Origin of the sequence: Dokdonia sp. Hel_I_63, from assembly GCF_007827285.1 — a bacterium.
GTDB lineage: Bacteria > Bacteroidota > Bacteroidia > Flavobacteriales > Flavobacteriaceae > Dokdonia.
On the sequence record NZ_VISD01000001.1, the window covers coordinates 2,152,180 to 2,173,856 of the forward strand.

The window sequence follows — 21,677 nt, forward strand, 5'->3', positions numbered from 1 at the left end:
AAATGATGACGAGGTTATATAGAGCAATAAATCGCTTATTTTCTGATGAGAATAGATTAGACATCAGGAATATAAAATATTTGCCTAGATGGTCTGTGCTTTTTATAGATACCTCCCTAGTTCTTTGTGCACTTTCTATTACTTATTTATTGCTAAATGATTTGAATATTAAACCACTTAATGTACTAACTATAGGACAGCAAGTAAGTTTAATTGTTGGTGTTACTTTTGTAAATTTATTAGTATTTAGAACTTATGCGGGATTAATTCGTCATTCCTCTTTGATGGATGCCTTAAAGTTACTCTTTGCTACATTGAGCACTTTTCTAGTACTCACACTTATCAATTTATTTTACCTAAGATTTTGGGGAGGAAAAATTTTCCTAAATAGTGGTTTAGTAATGTTCTTTGTAACCTCTTTTACTGCATTATTTATTTTTAGACTTGTTATTAAGCAATTATATGAAAGCTTTAAAGTAGTTCATCAAGATGAAGAATTAATTCAAGCTGTCATTGTCGGAATAGACGATGGAGCGATATCTATTGCCGCAGCTCTTGATATTGAGCACCCACAGCGATTTGTTATTAAAGGCTTTGTTTCCACTAGACAAATTAAAAGTTTAAGAATATTAGATAAACCAGTTCTAGAAATGGATGGGAGTATTCATACTATTGTTCAGAAATTAAAAGCTTCGGCTATAATTTTTGCGGGAAACACCCTTAATTCAGAAGAACGATTTAAACTTGTCAAAGACTGTCTCGAACACGATATAAAAGTTTTTAATTCCCCTCTAGTTATCAATTGGAGTGAGAAAACAACAGTTACCGACCAGCTAAAGAGCTTACAAATTGAAGACCTTCTAAATAGAGAACCCATTAAATTGAATGATTCCGTTAAGTCTAAAAAAATTCTTGGCAAGACGATTCTTGTCACTGGGGGAGCAGGATCAATAGGTAGTGAGATAGCAAGACAAGTTGCAAGTTATCACCCAACGAAGCTTATTATTTTGGATCAAGCAGAATCTCCCATGCACGCATTGTCACTTGAGCTTATGTCCAAGTTTCCTAATTTAGACATTGAATTTACCATCTGTGATGTTGCTAATAGATCAAGATTAAGAGTTCTCTTTAATACTTTTAAGATTGATGCAATATATCACGCCGCAGCTTATAAACACGTCCCTTTAATGGAGGATAATCCTTCCGAAGCGATATTGACAAATATTTTTGGAACTAAAAATCTTGCAGATATTGCAGTTGAAAATAGTGTAAGCCATTTTGTAATGGTCAGTACTGACAAGGCAGTAAATCCAAGTAATGTAATGGGTGCTACAAAAAGAGCAGCAGAGATGTATGTTCAATCTAAATATTTCGATACTTTAGAAAAAAGCAAGAAAAAAAATGTCACAAAATTTATTACTACTCGTTTTGGAAATGTATTAGGATCTAATGGATCTGTAGTTCCACTTTTTAAAAAACAAATTGAAGAGGGAGGCCCTGTTACAATTACCCACCCAGATATAATTAGATATTTTATGACAATCCCTGAAGCTTGTCACCTAGTTCTCGAAGCTGGATCGATGGGTAAAGGAGGTGAGATTTTTATTTTTGATATGGGAGAACCCGTTCGTATTATGGATCTAGCAGAAAAAATGATAAAATTAGCTGGATATACTACTAACGAGGATATGGAAATAAAAATAACAGGACTAAGACCAGGAGAAAAACTTTATGAAGAACTTCTTTTAGACACTAGTAAGACACTACCTACGCATCACGACAAAATAATGATAAGTGAGGATGTAATTTATGATTATAATTTCGTAGATGAATTAATTTCTAAAATTATTAAAGCTGCTGTAAAAAATAATAACACGATTAGTGTGGCAAAGTTAAAAACTTTAATTCCAGAATTTAAAAGTAACAACTCTACCTATGAATTGCTAGATGTAGAGGTTGATAATCAAAAATCTACTATTTCTGACTTCAGTACAAATGCAAGCTCAAAATAATGTTGTTAGATTCTATAAGCTTTAGATTTTTAGTAGTTGTTTTAATAGCCTTTTTCTTTTCTTCCTGTGTTTCAAAAAAAGATGTTTTATATTTTCAAGACGTTGAAAATATAAGTAGTAAAGATAATAGTAATGACTATGAGGTGATTGTTAGACCTAATGATTTACTTACCATATATGTTTCAGCACTATCTCCAGAAGCTGTGTTACCCTTCAATCCAATGTTTACAAGTTCTGGGATATCACGCAACGGTGACGAAAGATTACAGACTTATTTAGTAGATAACAAAGGTAATATTGACTTCCCATTAATAGGATCATTAGCTATTGGAGGCAAAACAAAGCAAAAAGTTATAGAGTTAATACAAGAGAGAATTTCAACTTATGTCAAAAATCCTATTGTAAACTTGAACATTATAAATTATACAATTTCTGTTTTAGGGGAAGTAGCCAGACCTGGATCGTTTACAATTTCGGATGAGAGGATTACAATTTTAGAAGCTCTTGGTAGAGCAGGTGATATGACTCTTTTTGGAGATCGAAAAACGGTAACAATAATTAGAGAACAAGATAATCGTAAGATTTATGGACAACTAGATTTTACTAGTATTGATGCTATTAATTCCCCTTATTATTATTTAAATCAAAATGATGTTGTAATTGTGTCTCCAAATAAGGCTCAAGTTCAAAGTTCTGGTTTTAATAGAAATTCATCAATTTTCATCTCTATTGCTGGTATCATCATTTCTGTGATTGCTGTCTTAGTGAAATAATTCCTATCCTAAGTTTATATGCCTAAAGATATTCAAGAGTCTTCTGTAAAAGTACAATTATTACATTATGCTGCTTATTGGAAATGGTTTATCATTTCGGTCTTTGTAACTATAAGTGTTGCATATATTTATATTTACTCTAGTATTCCTTTTTATAACAGTTCCTCTAGCATTTTAATTAAAGATGAAAGCAATAGTGCACTGTCGGAGCTCGCAGCTTTCGATGATTTAGGCCTAACAGGGGCTGGTCTCAGTGAGTCTGCCTTTGAAAATGAATTAGAAATTATTAGGTCTAGGAGGATTATAGGTGAAGTTATAACTTCGCTAAAATTAAATGTTTCATATTTTAGAAATGATCGGTTCAAAAAAATAGAACTATTTGAAAATAAACCTGTAGAAGTAAAAGTATTATCAGAAGAAGAATCTATTAAAACAATTCTGTTTGATTTAAAATTAGTAGATGAGGCTAGTTGTCAAATTAGTTTTGATGGTTCTGGAAACTTTGTAAATTACGATTTTGGTGAACGTATTTCTTTTAAAGGTAATGAGTTTATATTGTTTCCACGGTTTGATTATCTATCTATAAAAAATGAAGCTCCTAGTAAAACATATACAATTCAAGTATCAAGTATAGAGAATACAATAAACGCTTTACGTTCAAGTATAGGAGTAGAACAAGTAAGTGAAAAGAGTAGCATTATAAAACTAAGCCTTATAGGTAGTAATTTTAAAAAATCTGAAGTAATACTAAATAGACTTGTTGAAGTCTTTAATAATGATGCCATAAATGATAGAACTGCTGTAACTAAAAGTACGGCTATATTTATTAAAACAAGGCTTGCCATAATTCAAAGCGAACTTGATTCTGTTGAGCAACAGAAGGAAGTGTTTAATAGAACCAATAAACTGGTAGATATTCAAGAAGAAGGGAAGCTTTTTTTAAAAGATGTAGACAAAGTTGTCGAAAAGAATTTCGAGATTGAAACTAAATTAGATTTACTTAATTCTCTCTCAGAATATCTTAGCTCTGGAAATGAAGATGATTTAATACCCATTAATATTGGTTCTGATATAGGATTATCAAATACTGCTGTTGAAAATTATAATGCTTTAATTCTAGAGCGCAACAAACTTCTTAATAGCTCAACAAATTTAAACCCCGTTGTTATAGCCGTTAATCAGCAAATTTCGGCAATACGTAGTAATCTTCTTGAAAATTTAACTACATTAAAAACTGCACTTGAAATAGAAAATAGAGAAGTCCAACTAAGACAAGCTACTATTAATAATAAATTATCTAATATTCCTAAAATTGGAAGATCATCTCTAGTCATCGAGCGTCAAAGGTCTATTAAGGAAGCTTTATACTTATATCTATCACAAAAGAAAGAAGAGACGGCAATTGCACTTTCTGTAGTTACACCTAAAGCTAAAATAGTTGATTATGCATACACATCTAAATCTCCTATTTCACCTAAAAAGAGAATTATTTTATTATTAAGTATTTTGTTAGGTATTTTAATACCTCTAGTTGTTATTTACTTTAAGGAACTATTCGACACTAAAATTCACAGTAGAAGCGATGTTGAAATGTTATTATCTAATCCTCCCATTTTAGGAGAGATCCCAGAGGTTAAGGCAAAGGAGAGTAGTACGATTATTACTAATGATAGATCTGTATTATCTGAAGCTTTCCGTATTATAAGGACAAACCTATCATATTTTTTAAGAGTTAATGAGCAAACTAGTGAGAAAGTAATTTTTGTAACATCTACAGTCAAAGGAGAGGGGAAAACTTTTGTAGCATATAATCTGGCCTTAAGCCTAGCTAGTACAAATAAATCTGTTATACTTCTAGGTGCAGATATAAGGAATCCTCAAATTCACAGATATTTAGAAGGTATTAAATGGACAATAGGTTTAGCAGAATATTTACATGACTATAATGTAATTGAAAGTTCTATAATTAATGAATTAGGTACAGATAAATATAATTTAAATGTAATTCTTTCTGGAAAAGTTCCTCCTAATCCAGCTGAGCTATTGCTCAATGGTAGATTTAGCCAACTTATCGATACCTTATCTAAATCTTATGATTATATAGTTGTAGATACTGCACCTACCTTGTTAGTTACTGATACACTATTGTTAACTCAAAAGTCTAATGTGACTGTGTATGTTTGCCGTGCAGAGTATACAGATAAAAAGCTTTTACAATATCCTTCAGAATTAATAGATGAAGGTAAATTAAAAAATGTAGGGTTTATACTAAATAGTATTACAAGGACAAATTTTGGCTATGGTAGTAAGTACGGCTACGGTTATGGTGAGGAGGAATTAAGTTATTTTGAGAGGTTAAAAAAAAGATGGGAAGAATTTTAATTATTTTCGAATAAAGATTTTGTATTGTGACAAATACGGTTGATTACATCTTTATATTTTGTAGATATCTCAAAAGTCGAAATCTTTTCCAAATGTTCAAATCTATGAGCATCAGTTCCTATAAAATCGTACATACCAGCCTCTAAAAGAAGTAGCGCTTGTTTATTAATAGACTTTCCATAATGGTTTGTCAACGAAAGTGCATTGAGTTGGAAATAACAACCCATTTTTTTTAACTTATTATAATTTTTTAAATTATTGTGATAATAAGCATAACGCTCGGGGTGTGCTAGAATAGGTGTATATCCCTGGGAACCAATTTTGAAAATTTGTTCAAAGAGATTTTCTGGTGGTTGAAAAAAAGACATTTCAACTAATACAAAATTATCGATTAGAGGTATAAGCTCTTTTTTTTCCAAATAGGTAGTAAATACTTCATCTAGCATATACTCAGAAGAGTATGATAAATCAATCCCTTGCGTTTCTTTGATGCTATTATATGCATTTAAAATAGTCGCAGGTGTATTATCATATATTCCTCCCATAGTATGAGGAGTGGCAATAATCTTATCACAACCTAAACTCTTATATTTCCTTAAAAGTTCCTCGCTATGAGCTACAGTTTTGGCTCCGTCATCGATTCCTGGTAATACATGACAATGCATCTCTGGTGTACCTGACCAAATATCTAGAAACGACTTCTTTTTGTTAAATATTCCAAACATGACTCAAAAATACTTCAAATATTTAAGAAACTAGTATCTTCATTCTATGATTAAAAAGTTGTTTAGTGTATTACTTTATATTTTTATTTTCACTTCCAGTATCACTGCGCAAGAAAGATTAAATTTTTCTGGTTCTCTTGGCTCCATAGGCTTTATACCTAATGATAGACTTCCTTTTTGGAGTTTTACTAATAGTCAAGGTTTCCTAAGTGAGTCAAGTAGTTATGGAGTTTCCGCTTTCGCGAAAGCGGACTATAGCATATCAAATACTCATATGCTCACTTTAGGTGCAGGTGCTTATATATCTGACGGATTTGATAATAATATAAGGAGAAGTGATTTGTATCTGGAGTATAAAAACAAATGGATTTTAGTAACGGCAGGTGCAAAACAGCTTACTTCAGAGCCATACAATCTTTCTACTATAAATAATAACATTTTACAAACTGGAAATGCACGACCACTTCCTGGAATCATAATTTCCAACAGGAAATCAATTAAATTGTCAGAGAAATTTTCTTTAGATGCAGCCTTAGCTCATTATAATTTGAATGATGATCGCAGTACGAAAAATTCGCAGATTCATTATAAAATGATTAGAGCTAATTGGACTATAAATGAAGTGAATTCGCTTTCAGTAGCTCTAAGACATTATGTTCAATGGGGAGGTACGCTTTCTGATGGAACTAAGCTTCCTAGTGACTTACAAGCATTCGGTAGAATATTTATTGGAGCAAATGGAGGAGATATAGACAACCCCAACGAAGCTATAAATGCATTAGGGAATCACTTAGGCAGTTATAATGTTAACTATAAAAGAAAACTCAACATTGGCACATTAGCACTTTACCATCAATCATTATTTGAGGATCGATCTGGACGAGAATTAAATAATTTTCCTGATGGTGTATGGGGAATTAACTATCTACCTGAAGGAAGTAAGTTGATTAAATCAATCTTATACGAATATATACAAACGATATCACAAAGTGGAGCACCTAGGCCAACCGAAGGACTTAACCAACAAAGCGGTGGTGACAATTACTTTAGTAATGGAATATATCCATCAGGATGGACTTATGAAGGAGCTATTATAGGACTTCCCTTTCTTAATCCCTTTGGTAATACAACAACGCCACGCAATAACAGAATGATAGGTCATCATCTAGGTATAGCGGGATCAATAGGGAAGATTGACTATGCTTTTAAAGGATCTTATATTCAGAATCTAGGAACATACACTTCACCTATAAAACCTAGACAAAAGGCACTATATAGTCATGCTATGTTTTCTTATAAGACGAATACTCTTGGAATTATCAATTTTTACTTAGGAGCAGATTATATTAATGATTTCTCTAATGCAACAAGTATCGGAATTGGTTACAAGTATAATTTAGAGTAATTATTCCTCAAAGTAATTTAAATATTTGAGGTAGCTTATAATTAAATAGCTCCAGATTCTTCTGAAATTAATTTCTTCTCTACCAGTTTAAAAATTTAAATAAGGTTTGGTTTATTCTTTGTTAGTATGGGCTTCGTGTCTCTTATTATGGAGTTTTATCTTTGTAAAATGGATTGAACTTACGATTTGTAATGTCCTTACTCTTTGTTTAGATATCATATAAAAACGGTCACTCAGAAATTGAGAAAATAACCTTAGGGTACTCTAATTAATAATTATAACTAATATGTCTAAAATATATACACCATTAACAATAAGAGGTTTAGAATTGCCTAATAGAATTGTAGTTTCTCCTATGTGCCAGTATAGTTCAGTTAATGGAATGGCAAATGATTGGCACCTTGTTCATTTAGGTTCTAGAGCTGTTGGAGGAGCTGGGTTAATAATTACTGAGGCTGCTGCAATTTCCCCGGAAGGAAGGATTACACCTTCAGATATGGGGATTTGGTCAGATGAGCATATTCAACCTCTTAAACGAATTACAACTTTTATTAAGGAGCAAGGTACAGCAGTGGGAATTCAGCTAGCACACGCTGGCAGAAAAGCAAGTACATTAGCGCCTTGGGAAGAGAGTAAGAGGCTGACTAAGGATGATGGAGGATGGCTTCCCGTGGCGCCGTCTCCTATACCGTTCAATGATGAAGGAGTGGTGCCAAAAGAACTTTCTATAAATGAGATAAGAGATATTATCAAGTTATTTATAGAGGCAGCTAAGAGAGCAGTTATAGCAGGTTTTGATGTTATAGAAATTCACGCCGCACATGGATATCTATTAAATCAATTTTTATCACCTCTTACTAATAAAAGAGTGGATGAATATGGCGGCACATTTGAAAAACGAGTACGTCTATTATTAGAGGTGACAGAGGGGATTCGATCAGTGATTCCTGATAGAATGCCTTTATTTGTCCGTATATCTGCTACGGAATGGGCAGAAGGTGGTCATACTATTGAGGATTCTCTAAAAATTTCTCAGCTTCTTAAGGATAGTGGAGTAGACTTGATAGACTGTTCAACGGGAGGGGTTGTTAAAAGTCAAGAAATTCCAGTAGAGAAAAACTATCAAGTTCCTTTTGCAGAAAAAATCAAAAAGGAAATAAATATAGCCACGGGTGCAGTAGGCTTAATTGATGACGCCATTCAAGCTGATGATATTTTAACGAATGATCAGGCAGATTTAATATTTATAGGAAGAGAAATGTTACGAAATCCATATTTCGGATTATTAAGTCCAGAACTAGGAGGGAAGAAGATTGCTTGGCCGAGTCAATATCAAAGAGCAAAACCTAGAAAATAGTTGTAACTTTTTGAAAATAAGCGACATATAATTAAAGCTGTTTTAGAATAATAATAATGTCAAAATTATTGTTCATCACCACTTGCCGATTGCTTAACAATATAGAAACATTGAACACTGAGTTTGATTGTAGATTTGCAAAAATCATAACTAAAAACTCTCTCAATGAAAAAAAAACTACTCAGTGCACTCTTGTGTATAATATTAGCATTTCTTACTGCTAATCTAAATGCTCAAGGTATTTTTATTAATGAATTGCATTATGACAACGCAGGGGGCGATGTTAATGAAGGAATTGAACTTGCTGGACCTGCGGGAACAGATTTAGCAGGATGGTCATTAGTTTTATATAATGGTTCTAATAACGAACCTTATCGAACAGTAGACCTTACGGGAGTAATAGCCAATCAACAAAATGGTTATGGAACCGTAAATTATCCTATTACAGGAATTCAGAATGGAGCTCCAGATGGTATTGCTCTTGTAGATGGAACAGGTAACTTGGTTCAATTTATATCATATGAAGGAGAACTTACTGCTATAGGAGGTCCAGCAGATGGCTTGACTAGTAGAAACATAAGTGTATCAGAAGGAGCAGATACTTCAACCGAGAGTTCGCTATCTCTATCTGGAAATGGTATAGAGGCAGCTGACTTCACTTGGGAAATTACAAACACAAATACTTTTGGAGCGGTAAATACAAATCAAGTTTTTGGTACTTTGATAATAACGCCTGTAATTAACGAATTTGTATTTAATCATACGGGATCTGATACCGACGAATTTATAGAAGTTCTTGCAGGGGACAATGAAGACCTCTCAGCCTATTCACTTTTAATTATTGAGGGTGATGTAAATTCTGTAGGAACTATTACTTCAGTATTTCAATTAGGTACTACCACCTCAGATGGACTTTACACAATACCTTTTCAAAATAATGTGTTTCAAAATGGATCTCAAACGATTCTTCTTGTCACAAACTTTATTGGTAACCTCGGAGAAACTATTGATACAGATCTAGATGGATTAATTGATGTTAATCCTTGGGATGAGATTATTGATAGTGTAGCGGTAAGTGATGGTGATGAAGGAGATATGTCATACAGCGATGTGGTACTAACCAATGATTTTGATGGAGGAATTTTTACAGTAGGTGGAGCATCTAGAATTCCTAGCGGAACTAATACGGGAAGTACAACAGACTGGATTAGAAATAATTTTAATGGTGCTGGGCTTCCAAGTTTTCCAAGTGCAATACCATCTGCAGGTGAAGCTATTAATTCTCCAAATTCTGCAAATAGTATAGTTACTTCAGAACCAACAAACGATACAGTATTACTTATCAATGAAATTGATGCAGACAATACTGGTACAGATACCATGGAATTTGTAGAATTATATGACGGTGGAACGGGTAATACGCTTCTTGACGGATACACTGTAGTATTTTACAACGGTTCTAGTGATACTAGTTATGCTTCTTATTCATTAGATGGGTTTACTACAAATGCAAATGGTTTTTTTGTACTAGGAAATGAATCAATAGCTACGGCGAGCATTGTTTTTGCTAGTAATGGGATTCAGAACGGAGCAGACGCTGTTGCTCTTTATAAAGATGCTACAAATGATTTCGCAAATGGAAGTATAGTAGATCTTGACAACCTACTAGATGCTGTTGTTTATGATACTAATGATGCAGATGATGATGGTTTGCTTATACTTCTAAAAGAGGGGCAAGAACAGCTTAATGAAGATGAGTTAAGTAATAAGGATACATTCTCTCTACAACGATTTACAAACGGATCAGGTGGTCTACGAGAAACTGCAACGTACGTAAATGCATTACCTACTCCTGGAGCTACAAATAACAATGCTACTGAACCAATTACTTTAGTCATTAATGAACTTGATGCAGACACTGCTGGATCAGATTCTCAAGAGTTTCTTGAAATCTTTGATGGCGGCCAGGGTAACACCTCTCTATCTGGATTTGTTGTTGTCGCTTATAACGGAAATGGGGATGCTGTTTATAATACATTTGACTTAGAAGGATTTACTACAAATGAAGAAGGATACTTTGTATTAGGAAATGCAGATGTTCTAAATGTAGATTTAGTAATTCCGAGTAATTCATTTCAAAATGGAGCAGACGCTATAGGTTTATATCAAGGAACCGCTGTAGATTTTCCAAATGGATCAGTAGTAACCCTTGATAGACTCGTTGATGCAATAGTTTATGGAACAGATGATGATACAGATCTAGAACTAATTGTGTTATTAAATTCTGGACAACAACAACTAAATGAAAATTCAAATGGAAGTAAAGACTCAGAATCTTTACAGAGAATTCCAAATGGACAAGGAGGCACAAGAAATACAGCAAACTATATTGCTCAAACTCCAACGCCAGGAGGAGCTAATGACGCTGTTGTTACAGCAGGTGAAGTACTTACTATTGCACAGGTGAGATCAGCTGCGGAGGGAGATACCGTAACAACTACTGGAATCTTAACAGTAAGTGATCAGTTTAATGGTCCGGCATTTATTCAAGATGAAACTGGTGGGATTGCAATATTTGATAATCTTGTTCATGGTGAAAATGTATTTGCTATCGGTGATTCTATCACAGTTACAGGTACGAGAAGTTCGTTTAATGGCCTTGCTCAGATAAGCCCTGTAAATATTGTAGAGATAAACGCTCCATCCACAAGTATCATAGAGCCTATAACTATCACTTTATCACAATTATCTGATTATGAAGGTCAGTTGGTGCGTGTTATTGATGCAAGCTTTCCTAATGAAGGAGATTTACTTTTTGGAAATTCGAATTTTGAACTTACAGATAGCAGTGGATCTGGTCAGTTGCGTATAGATGGGAATGCATCTTCACTAATTACATTAACCCAACCTAGTAGTTGTGATATTGTAGGGGTTGTTGGTCGCTTTGGTGATAATTTCCAATTATTACCTAGACTAGCAAGTGATATACCTTGCGCTACTCCTTTTGAAAGTCCAGATGAAACTTCTGATGTTTCAAGGGATGATAGCTTTGATGTAGTCGCGTGGAATATTGAGTGGTTTGGAGATGAAAATAATGCTCCGCCAGCAGGAAGACCTATGTCTGACGAAATACAGAGAGATAGCGTACGTACAGTATTAAGAAGATTAGATGCAGATGTCATTGCTGTAGAAGAAATAGCAGATGATATTCTTTTTGCTGAGCTAGTGGATGGACTAGAAGGCTACGATTATATTCTTTCTGATGCTGTTTCTAATCCTACTGGAACACCACCTTTTCAAAAGCTTGGTTTTATTTACAAAACTGCTACGGTGAATCTTGTAAAAACACAAGCACTATTAGCTACAATACACCCATTATACAATGGAGGTGATGATAGTGCTTTAGTAGATTACCCTAGTACCACAGATCGTTTCTATGCAAGTGGGCGTTTACCGTTCTTAATGACTGCAGATGTTACTATCAATGGTACCACAGAGCAAATAGATTTAATAGCACTACATGCTCGCGCAAATGGTAGTACTCAATCTCAAAATAGGTATGATATGCGTCGTTATGATGTAGAAGTACTTAAAGATTCTCTAGATGTTCAATTTTCAGATAGAAAGATTATTCTTTTGGGAGATTACAATGATGATGTAGATGAGACGGTTGCAGATGAAGTACCTACAACAGAATCATCTTTTATCGCTTACGTACAGGATCCAGAGAACTACAATGTGGTTACAAGTGTATTAAGTGACGCCGGATTTAGATCTTTTGTATCTAGAGAAAATATGATTGACCATATCGCAATTACAGATGAACTTTTTGATAATTATATCGAGAGCAGTGCATCTGTAGGATATCAATTTTATGATGAAGACTATGCATTTACAGCGTCAGATCACTTTCCTGTTTCTGCTAGATTTATATTTGATACTATAGAGCCTTTAGAAGTTGCGACTATTGAAGCATTTGACATCACCTGTTTTGGTGTAAATGATGGCGTAGCAACCGTTTCTGTAACTGGAGGTGTTGCTCCGTATAGCTATGTTTGGAGTGATGGTCAAACGGAAAATTTTGCAGAGAATTTAACTGAAGGCACTTACTCAGTAATTATTACCGACAGTAATGACGATGAACTTCTTGTTGAGAACATCAATATATCTAGCCCTGCACAAATAACTTTTTCAGTATCTAACGATGTGACTATATATAAAGGTTACGGGTCAGACTGCACTACTTTATCAGTATCTGATATTGTGGCTGAAGGTGACACATCCATACTATGGAGCACAGGTGAAACCACAGAAAGTATCACTTTTTGTCCAGAAGCAACAAGTACTGTTTCGGTTACTGTAATGGATGATAATGGGTGTGAGACTGAAAAGGAAATCACTGTTACAGTAGAGGATGTTACATGTGATAATAATCCATATTTCCAGCGCGTTCAGCTCTGTTACAAAGGGCGTTCACTTTGTGTAAGCCGTTATGCTGCAAGAGTATTTTTACGAAAAGGTGCAACATTAGGGGCTTGCGATAACTCTTCAATTGTTATTTCTAAGATTAAAGTATATCCTAATCCAGTAATTAAAGATGCCAACGTGAAAATCACTAGCTCAATAAATACCGAAGTGTCTTTCGAACTTTACAATATTTTTGGAGTTCGTGTATTTTCTCAAAATGCAACAATTTCTGATGGGCAATCTATAACATCACTTCAATTAGGAAATTTACATAGAGGCTTTTACTTTTTAAAGCCAACTGTAAATGGAGTAGTGCAAGGGACGAAAGTTCTTATTAAGAGATAATAAATGAGTACTACATCTTGATAATTTTAAGGCTGAGCAATAATAATATTGCTCAGCCTTTATTATTTAATATACCAAAATGAAAGTTTTTCTAAATCTTCCTACTCTAAAACTTTTTTGTTAACCAATTTAATTTTGATTTTCATAATTTAATAATCAATTCTCTTATGGATATATTTCTTATTGTATCTATGTGTAATAATATATAGGAAGATATTCTTACAATCTTTTCATAATCAAAATTACTTCCCGATACAAAAATTAGCAAAGATATTACCAAGTAGCTCATCATTAGTTACTTGCCCAGTAATCTCTCCAAAATGATAGAGCGCCTCTCTAATGTCAATTGCCATAAGATCACCTGAGAGATCTGTATCTAGTCCATATTGCACTTTTTCTATTTCTTCAAGCGCCTTAAGTAAAGCATCGTAGTGACGACTGTTTGTAACAATAGTCTCATCATTACGTAAGGCACCAGTATTTACAAACTCTAAAAGTTTAGTTTTAAGCTCATCAACTCCTTTGTTTTCTTTGGCAGAAAGTAGATGGAGATTTGGTATTTGATTACTTATTTCTTTAACGTCACTCTCAGATACTTGATCAACTTTATTGGCGACAATAACAAGAGGCTTTAGTGGAAACTTGTTTTTGATTTTTTCAATTTCTGTTTTGAATGTGGCACCATTTGCAAGAAATTCATTTGCACTAAATAGTAAAATAACTACTTGTGCTTGTTTTATTTTTTCAAATGTTTTTTTGATTCCTAAGCCTTCAATCACATCTACAGTTTCTCGTATACCAGCAGTGTCTATAAACCTAAAACCAATACCACCTATTGATAGTTCATCCTCTATAGTATCACGAGTGGTACCTGCGATGTCTGATACAATAGCACGTTCTTCATTAAGAAGTGCATTTAATAAGGTTGATTTTCCCACGTTTGGTTCTCCTACAATAGCTACGGGGATTCCATTTTTTATCACATTACCGGTAGCGAAAGAATCTATAAGACGTTTAAGTACTTTAGTGATACGAGCAATGAGCTCTTTAAATTGACTACGGTCTGCAAACTCAACATCTTCTTCAGAGAAGTCTAATTCTAGTTCAATGAGGGATGCAAAGTTTAAAAGCTCTTGACGCAGTTGTGCTATTTCATTAGAGAAGCCTCCTCGCATTTGTTGCATTGCAATATGGTGAGAAGCTTCGTTATCACTTGCAATAAGATCTGCAACAGCTTCTGCTTGACTCAAGTCCATTTTACCATTAATAAATGAACGTAGTGTGAACTCTCCTGCTTGCGCAGCACGACAGCCTGATCTTAATAGTAACTGTATGATTTCTTGCTGAATATAATTTGATCCGTGGCAAGAAATTTCAACAGTAGGCTCGCCAGTGTATGAGTTTGTGCCTTTAAATAATGAGACTAGAACTTCATCTATAGTGCGCTCACCATCCATAATATGTCCTAAGTGAATGGTATGTGTTTTTTGCTCTGATAACACTTTACCACTAACAGATTTAAAAATAGGGGAGGTTATTTCTAGGGCTTGAGCTCCAGAAACGCGTATTACAGCAATTGCGCCAGCACCTGCTGGACTTGCTAAAGCTACTATAGTATCTTGTACATTCATCTTTACAAAATTACGTAAACGTGTAACATTTTCGTGTAAGCATATACATATATAGTATCAATCAACAATCAACCATATGGAAATCGTACAACAAACCACTTATGCGCGTGAAGATAGAACGCTGCTAGCACTTACTCATCTATCACAACTTCTAGACTATGTTACTGGTTTTGGAGGTTTTATAGTACCACTCGTATTGTGGCTTTCTAATAAAGACCGAGTAATTGACATGGATGAGCATGGAAAATCTATTGCAAATTTTCAGATAAGTTTGTTCATTTATTGCATACTGAGCATCCCTGCAATACTATTATTGGGGTTAGGTCTAGTTACTTTATTAATACTTGCAGTGTTAGGCTTTATTTTACCTATTATAAATGCAATAAGAGCTAGTAATGGTGAAGAGCCTAACTATTATATAAGCATAAAATTCTTTAAGTAGACTGGAGATACTTTTTATCCATCCAGAAAGTACCAAATGGAATAATAGAGCATAAAAGGACGATTCCTACTGTTTTATTGTTCCATTTCATATAAGATTTCATCATAATTGCCATCACTACATAGGCAAGAAATAGAAATCCATGAGCCATCCCTATGACTTTGTTAGGTGCTCCATTATCAAATATATACTTTAATGGCATGGTGATAAAAAGTATTAATAAGAATGATATTCCTTCTAATACACTAAGAATTCTAAAGGTCTTAAGCATCGTATATTTTTTAACAAAAATAAGGGCAAACTACTAATAAGTCTACTCATCAAAGAGTAACTTTTACTTAATTTCAAATAGGATTATCTGACTAAGTTGTTTTCCAAAGGAGTTAAAATTATTATCGGAAATAACGATAAGTGATCTATTGCCGTTTTCAAAATTAGGGCCAAAAGTCATTCCTTCAATATTATCTACAATACCATCTGTGAGCTGACTGCGCACGCTACTAAAATCTAATAGCAGTTTCTTGGTCGCAGGGATATAGGCGGAGTTAGAAAGACTGTTTAGGTCGTTTACATCTGTAGCATTTTTAGTTGAAACTTGGTAAATCTTAACATCATTTCCACCGTCTTCATGACCCGAAGCATAAGAGCGTTCAAGAACTAGAAAAGAGTGCTCATCATATGACAAAATTTCAGTAATACCGTTTACTTCAAGCTTCCCTTTTCTAGCTACTTTATCCAGCATGTAGGCATACTCTTTAGTAAAAGTGTTGCGCTCATGGTCTATGTATGCAATACGTACGGGAGAGTTTGCATCGCTAGCAGTGGGTACAATTCCATCTTGTTTAAGTGGTAACTCTGTAGTTACCCAGAATCCGTTATTGTCGTAATTTCTAGTAAGTGCTTCAAAAACACCATTATTATGTGGGCCATTATTATCGTTTGACTGTACAAGATATCGAGATGGAATTGTAAAAGCACTTTTAAAATTTCCATCTATACTAGCTACTCTTATAAATGGGTCAATGCCTTTACTTATATTTCCTTCGCTAGACCAGATAATGTCATTTGATACTGTAACACGTAGCGACTCAGGATCTGCTTGCCCAGCGTTAAAAGCAAGACCTGTGTTATCTTTAAGACTTACCACTTTAGTAAATATTGGTGCTTGTAATTTGCCACTTTGAATAGGAATATCAGCCATATAAAATCGCGGATCTTTTCTATCATCACATATGATATACATTTTACCATCCATATAATCGATGCTTGATAGCCCGCCTACGGCTGCTCCGTCGTACATTTCATCACTTGGTATGATAACTTCATTTATAAAATTAAGTTTAATTATTTCGGAAGAATTCTTTGGTAGGATGTTAATGGATTTACAAGAGAGTACAACTGTTACAAATAGGAGAGAAAAGATATTTTTAATTGACATTTGAGTGTAAATTTTCATGTGTGCAAAGGTGTTACTTTTTTAGATTTAGTTTAAGGAAATTTCTTGTTTGCTTTCGCGAAAGCGTGATTATCTTTATAAAAACACATAATCATGGAATCATTAAAGGATAAAGTTGCATTAATAACGGGAGGAACAAAAGGAATAGGGCGCGGTATTGCCGAAGCCTTGTTGCATCAAGGGATGAAAGTAGCTATCACGGGAAGAGATGAGAAAGGTGCTCAAGAAGCAGCTCATGAGCTTACTGAAAATGATAATTACATTCTCGGTATTGCTGCAGATGTAAGGAATTATGAAAGTCAGCAACACGCGGTAAAAGCAGTACTAGATAAATTTGGAAAAATTGATGTACTCATTGCAAATGCTGGTCTTGGACATTTTGAGAGCATTACAGATATGTCTATAAAACAATGGGATGAGACTATTGATACCAATCTTACTGGTGTTTTCTACTCGGTAAAAGCATCCCTTGAAGCAGTCAAAAAAACTGAAGGATATATTTTTACAATTTCTAGTCTTGCGGGAACAAATTTCTTTGAAAAAGGAACGGCTTATAATGCAAGTAAATTTGGACTAACAGGATTCTCACAAGCCCTAATGTTAGACTTAAGACAAGATAATGTAAAAGTGACTACCATTATGCCAGGTTCTGTAAGCAGCCATTTTGGAGGTAGATCACCAGAAGAAGGCACAGACTGGCGTATACAACCCGAAGATCTTGGTCAAATTACCGTTGATCTTCTTAAAATGCACCCAAGAACATTACCTAGTAAAATCGAGGTGCGACCATCTAAACCGCCTACTAAATAGATGTTTATTGAATTTAATAAAGCCTTCAATTGTTAAGAAATTGGAGGCTTTAATATTTTGTAATGGTTATAGAAAAATGGAAAACTATATTATTAAATTAAACTTATGGGTCTTTGTTAAAGTATCCTGATGCTGCATGCTTCCGGCGCTAATTAAAATTTAGTTTACGAGCAATTTTGAAAGCCATTCTTTTGCATCCTCTACAGAATAAAAAGATTCAAATGGTTGATTATAAAATTGCTTTTCTAATGCTACATTGGACTTAATAAGTGGATTATCGATAACTACTGCAATAGCTTTAAGACCGGGGTGATTTCCAGCATCCATATAAACTGTGGGATCTACTGAATATGAATTAAGTCTATGGGAAATGTAACCAAATGATTTACCATTGAAATAATCTTTACAGAATGAAAGTAATAATTGGTTGGACTCTCGATCTACATGAGAACCTTCTTTCATGATGCCAATAACAAAATTTTCTTCAATTTGGATTTTTCCAAACTCAAATTCTCTAATATTTTTCAAAGGGGTGTAGGGGGATTAAATTGAGTGCAAAACTCCCTTTTTTTTTAATAAAATAAAAGTATTTCTGCAAAAAATATTAGTGTTCTCCAGAAAGCAATTTTTCCTTGTATTTTAGGGCCTCATCAAGAGTTTGATATACTGCAAAAGGTTTGTTGAAGAATAATTTTTCAACCCTAAATGATTCTATAAGACTTTTGTTTGGACAAACAGCTATAAATCCTTTGAGATTCTTGATTTTTGAGGTCTCCAGATAAATGATGGGATCAATAGAATAGGAATTAATTCTATGAGTTATATAAACAAATTCTCTATCGCTGTAGTATATTTCAGCGACAGCTAATAGAATATCATTAAAATTAGGTTGAACGGTTATTCCTTCGTTCATAATGGTGTAAACATAATCATTATACACAGTTATCTCGCCGAAGGATAAGCTTAAATGGTGCTCTAGTGCTTGTGTCATAGTTAAAAGGGAACTTAGACTATTAAGATAATAATAATACTTATTACAACAATCTATTTATCAATACATTAACTATGTATGCATAGTACTTTATATAAAAAATCCCCAAAAAGCTTATTAGACCTTTTGGGGATATTAATCAATATCTGATGTCAGTTACGATTCTGTAGCTTCTATCTTTTTTATATCAATAACTAATTCTTCTTTTTTCTCGTCAAAGTCCATAAATATGCTATCACCTTCTTTTAGTTGAGAATTAATTATCTCCTCAGCTAGTGCGTCTTCAATATACTTTTGAATAGCTCTCTTAAGTGGTCTTGCGCCATATTCTTTATCAAATCCTTTATCACTTATATAATCCTTAGCTTTTTCACTAAGAGATAAGTCATATCCTAAATCTTTGATTCTAGTATATAATTTTGAAAGTTCAATATCAATAATTCTATGAATATCCTCACGCTCTAATGCGTTAAATACCACAACATCGTCTACACGATTTAAAAACTCAGGTGCAAAGGCTTTTTTAAGTGCATTCTGTATAATACTTCTTGCATTATCGTCTACTTGAGTTTTACGAGTAGCAGTACCAAAACCAACTCCCTGACCAAAGTCTTTGAGTTTTCTTGCACCTATATTAGACGTCATAATGATGATTGTATTTCTAAAATCGATTTTACGACCTAAAGAATCTGTTAAGAAACCATCGTCTAGTACTTGCAATAGCATGTTGAACACATCTGGATGCGCTTTTTCTATTTCATCAAGAAGTACTACAGCATAAGGCTTACGACGCACTTTTTCTGTAAGTTGCCCACCTTCTTCATAACCTACGTATCCAGGAGGCGCTCCAACTAATCTAGATATTGAGAATTTCTCCATGTACTCACTCATATCAATACGTATGAGTGCATCTTGATTATCAAATAGTTCCTTTGCAAGGACTTTTGCTAGTTGCGTTTTACCTACACCCGTTTGTCCTAAGAAAATAAATGAACCTATAGGCTTATTTGGGTCTTTCAATCCTGCTCTGTTACGTTGTATGGCCTTAGCTACTTTAGCAACAGCTTCGTCCTGACCTATTACATTTTTCTTAATGATAGCAGGTAGTTCGGCAAGTTTGTTGCTTTCTGTTTGTGCAATACGATTAACAGGGATTCCCGTCATCATACTCACTACATCTGCAACATTATCTTCAGATACCTCTTCTTTATGAAGCTTTGCATCTTCTTCCCAGCGCTCTTGAGCGATTGCAAGTTCCTTTTCTAAGGTTTTCTCGTCATCTCTTAACTTCGCAGCCTCTTCATACTTCTGCTTTTTGACAACAGATGTTTTGAGTTCTCTTACCTCTTCAAGTTTATTTTCTAGTTCTAGAATTTTCTTTGGTACATCAATATTTGTGATGTGGACACGAGATCCCGCCTCATCCAGAGCATCAATAGCTTTATCTGGGAGAAACCTATCCGTCATATATCTATTTGTAAGTTTTACACAAGCTTCGATAGCCTCATCCGTATATGTTACGTTGTGGTGCTCTTCGTACTTTCCTTTAATATTTTGTAGAATTTCAATAGTTTCTTCAACAGAAGTAGGTTCTACAATAACTTTTTGGAAACGACGCTCAAGAGCTCCGTCTTTTTCAATATGCTGGCGGAATTCATCTAACGTAGTCGCTCCTACACATTGTATTTCGCCTCGAGCTAGTGCTGGTTTAAACATATTTGATGCATCAAGAGATCCTGTCGCTCCACCTGCACCTACGATTGTGTGAATTTCGTCAATAAAAAGAATAATATCATCATTCTTTTCAAGCTCATTCATTACAGCCTTCATGCGCTCCTCAAACTGTCCTCTGTATTTTGTTCCGGCTACAAGACTAGCAAGGTCAAGAGTAACAACACGCTTGTCAAAAAGTATACGAGACACCTTTCGTTGCACAATACGTAAAGCAAGTCCTTCTGCAATAGCAGATTTACCCACTCCTGGTTCTCCTATTAAAAGAGGATTATTTTTCTTGCGTCTACTCAAAATTTGAGATACACGCTCTATTTCTTTCTCGCGTCCTACTACTGGATCAAGTTTACCCTCATCTGCCATCGCAGTAAGATCTCTTCCAAAGTTGTCTAAAACAGGAGTTTTACTTTTCTTTCCTCCTTTAGGCGTTGTAGGGCTATTAAAAGGATTTTCTTTAGATCCTTCATCACTATTATCGCCATCATCACTAAAAGATTCTGACTTAATAGGCTCTATATATTCATCGCTTTCGTTTGCCATCATTAATTTAAATTGGTCTTTAACACTGTCATAATCTACTTTAAGTCGATTAAGAAGTTTTGTAGTAGGGTCATTCTCATTACGTAGTACACATAATAATAGATGAGCCGTATTTATTGATGAACTTTGAAAAAGCTTTGCTTCTAAAAAGGTTGTTTTTAGTGCACGCTCTGCCTGACGAGTAAGATGTAAGTTTTTCTTATCGTTACTCTGCAAATTCATATTGGGGTTTGCTGGGCTTAGTATCTCAACCTTGCGTCTTAAATGCTCTAAATCTATGTTTAAAGCTCCTAAAATATCGATTGCTTTACCGCTTCCGTCTCTTAATAACCCAAGTAGTAAGTGCTCCGTGCCTATAAAGTCATGACCTAATCTTAAGGCCTCTTCCTTACTATAAGCAATCACATCTTTTACTCTTGGTGAAAAATTATCGTCCATATCTCTTTTCTCTTTCTAAGGTAAATTTAAGCAAACTGGTTCAAAAATCATTCCGCTTAAAGTCATTAGTCCAAATTACCAAAAATACCTGACAATTTGCCTTCAAGGGCTTTAGGTAGTTATTAAGAAGCTTTGTTAAAATTTGTTGATAAAAAGTGCGCTTTCGCGAAAG

At 34.2% G+C, this 21,677-nt stretch carries 15 protein-coding genes; 8 read left to right on the forward strand and 7 right to left on the reverse strand.

Features of this window, described 5'->3' with window-relative positions:
* The first annotated feature begins 2 nt into the window (after positions 1-2).
* From JM84_RS09445 to JM84_RS09455, 3 genes are read left to right on the forward strand one after another with little or no spacing between them, the layout of a single operon-like run.
* The gene (locus tag JM84_RS09445; RefSeq protein ID WP_409994608.1) at positions 3-2,012 is read left to right on the forward strand and encodes a polysaccharide biosynthesis protein; all 2,010 of its coding nucleotides are present in this window, start codon (positions 3-5) and stop codon (positions 2,010-2,012) included.
* Positions 2,012-2,785 carry a polysaccharide biosynthesis/export family protein gene (locus tag JM84_RS09450; RefSeq protein WP_013752239.1) on the forward strand — a complete coding sequence of 258 codons (774 nt, stop codon included), beginning with the start codon at positions 2,012-2,014 and terminating at the stop codon, positions 2,783-2,785. The genes JM84_RS09445 and JM84_RS09450 overlap by 1 nt, the downstream gene beginning before the upstream one ends.
* A gap of 18 nt (positions 2,786-2,803) precedes the next feature.
* Entirely contained in the window at positions 2,804-5,167 is a 2,364-nt protein-coding gene (locus JM84_RS09455; protein ID WP_144783956.1) for a GumC family protein, read from the forward strand.
* On the opposite strand, the gene JM84_RS09460 is transcribed toward JM84_RS09455, so the two are convergent.
* The gene (locus JM84_RS09460; RefSeq protein ID WP_144783958.1) at positions 5,164-5,892 is read right to left on the reverse strand and encodes a tyrosine-protein phosphatase; all 729 of its coding nucleotides are present in this window, start codon (positions 5,890-5,892) and stop codon (positions 5,164-5,166) included. The two genes, JM84_RS09455 and JM84_RS09460, sit on opposite strands and share 4 nt — an antisense overlap.
* A gap of 46 nt (positions 5,893-5,938) precedes the next feature.
* On the opposite strand from JM84_RS09460, the gene JM84_RS09465 reads away from it, so the two are divergent.
* The 3 genes from JM84_RS09465 (at position 5,939) to JM84_RS09475 (ending at position 13,466) form a co-directional block, all read left to right on the forward strand.
* The gene (locus tag JM84_RS09465; RefSeq protein ID WP_144783960.1) at positions 5,939-7,297 is read left to right on the forward strand and encodes a capsule assembly Wzi family protein; all 1,359 of its coding nucleotides are present in this window, start codon (positions 5,939-5,941) and stop codon (positions 7,295-7,297) included.
* A gap of 286 nt (positions 7,298-7,583) precedes the next feature.
* A complete protein-coding gene (locus JM84_RS09470; protein ID WP_144783962.1) occupies positions 7,584-8,654 on the forward strand; it encodes an NADH:flavin oxidoreductase/NADH oxidase in 1,071 nt (356 codons plus the stop codon).
* A 165-nt stretch (positions 8,655-8,819) separates the two neighbouring features.
* Positions 8,820-13,466, forward strand: coding sequence for a DUF5689 domain-containing protein (locus tag JM84_RS09475; protein WP_144783964.1), 4,647 nt, complete (start codon positions 8,820-8,822; stop codon positions 13,464-13,466).
* A 242-nt stretch (positions 13,467-13,708) separates the two neighbouring features.
* Here JM84_RS09475 and mnmE read toward each other — a convergent pair whose 3' ends face one another.
* The gene (gene mnmE / locus JM84_RS09480) at positions 13,709-15,097 is read right to left on the reverse strand and encodes a tRNA uridine-5-carboxymethylaminomethyl(34) synthesis GTPase MnmE (RefSeq protein ID WP_013752233.1); all 1,389 of its coding nucleotides are present in this window, start codon (positions 15,095-15,097) and stop codon (positions 13,709-13,711) included.
* Between the two features lie 76 nt (positions 15,098-15,173).
* On the opposite strand from mnmE, the gene JM84_RS09485 reads away from it, so the two are divergent.
* Positions 15,174-15,539 carry a DUF4870 domain-containing protein gene (locus tag JM84_RS09485; RefSeq protein ID WP_013752232.1) on the forward strand — a complete coding sequence of 122 codons (366 nt, stop codon included), beginning with the start codon at positions 15,174-15,176 and terminating at the stop codon, positions 15,537-15,539.
* On the opposite strand, the gene JM84_RS09490 is transcribed toward JM84_RS09485, so the two are convergent.
* Positions 15,532-15,810 (reverse strand): DUF3817 domain-containing protein, encoded by a 279-nt coding sequence (locus tag JM84_RS09490; RefSeq protein ID WP_013752231.1) that lies wholly within the window; start codon positions 15,808-15,810, stop codon positions 15,532-15,534. The two genes, JM84_RS09485 and JM84_RS09490, sit on opposite strands and share 8 nt — an antisense overlap.
* 63 nt (positions 15,811-15,873) lie before the next feature.
* On the reverse strand, positions 15,874-16,977 hold the full coding sequence (locus JM84_RS09495; protein WP_186439114.1) for an esterase-like activity of phytase family protein: 1,104 nt from the start codon (positions 16,975-16,977) through the stop codon (positions 15,874-15,876).
* A 111-nt stretch (positions 16,978-17,088) separates the two neighbouring features.
* On the opposite strand from JM84_RS09495, the gene JM84_RS09500 reads away from it, so the two are divergent.
* Positions 17,089-17,805 carry an SDR family oxidoreductase gene (locus JM84_RS09500; protein WP_013752229.1) on the forward strand — a complete coding sequence of 239 codons (717 nt, stop codon included), beginning with the start codon at positions 17,089-17,091 and terminating at the stop codon, positions 17,803-17,805.
* A gap of 159 nt (positions 17,806-17,964) precedes the next feature.
* Here JM84_RS09500 and JM84_RS09505 read toward each other — a convergent pair whose 3' ends face one another.
* The 3 genes from JM84_RS09505 to JM84_RS09515 all read right to left on the reverse strand — a co-directional run bounded on the left by JM84_RS09505 (position 17,965) and on the right by JM84_RS09515 (position 21,505).
* Positions 17,965-18,267 (reverse strand): STAS/SEC14 domain-containing protein, encoded by a 303-nt coding sequence (locus tag JM84_RS09505; protein ID WP_144783968.1) that lies wholly within the window; start codon positions 18,265-18,267, stop codon positions 17,965-17,967.
* Positions 18,268-18,409: 142 nt separating this feature from the next.
* A complete protein-coding gene (locus JM84_RS09510; protein WP_144783970.1) occupies positions 18,410-18,718 on the reverse strand; it encodes a hypothetical protein in 309 nt (102 codons plus the stop codon).
* A 234-nt stretch (positions 18,719-18,952) separates the two neighbouring features.
* Complete coding sequence (locus JM84_RS09515; protein ID WP_013752226.1) at positions 18,953-21,505, reverse strand: ATP-dependent Clp protease ATP-binding subunit; 2,553 nt, start codon at positions 21,503-21,505, stop codon at positions 18,953-18,955.
* Positions 21,506-21,677 lie beyond the last annotated feature (172 nt).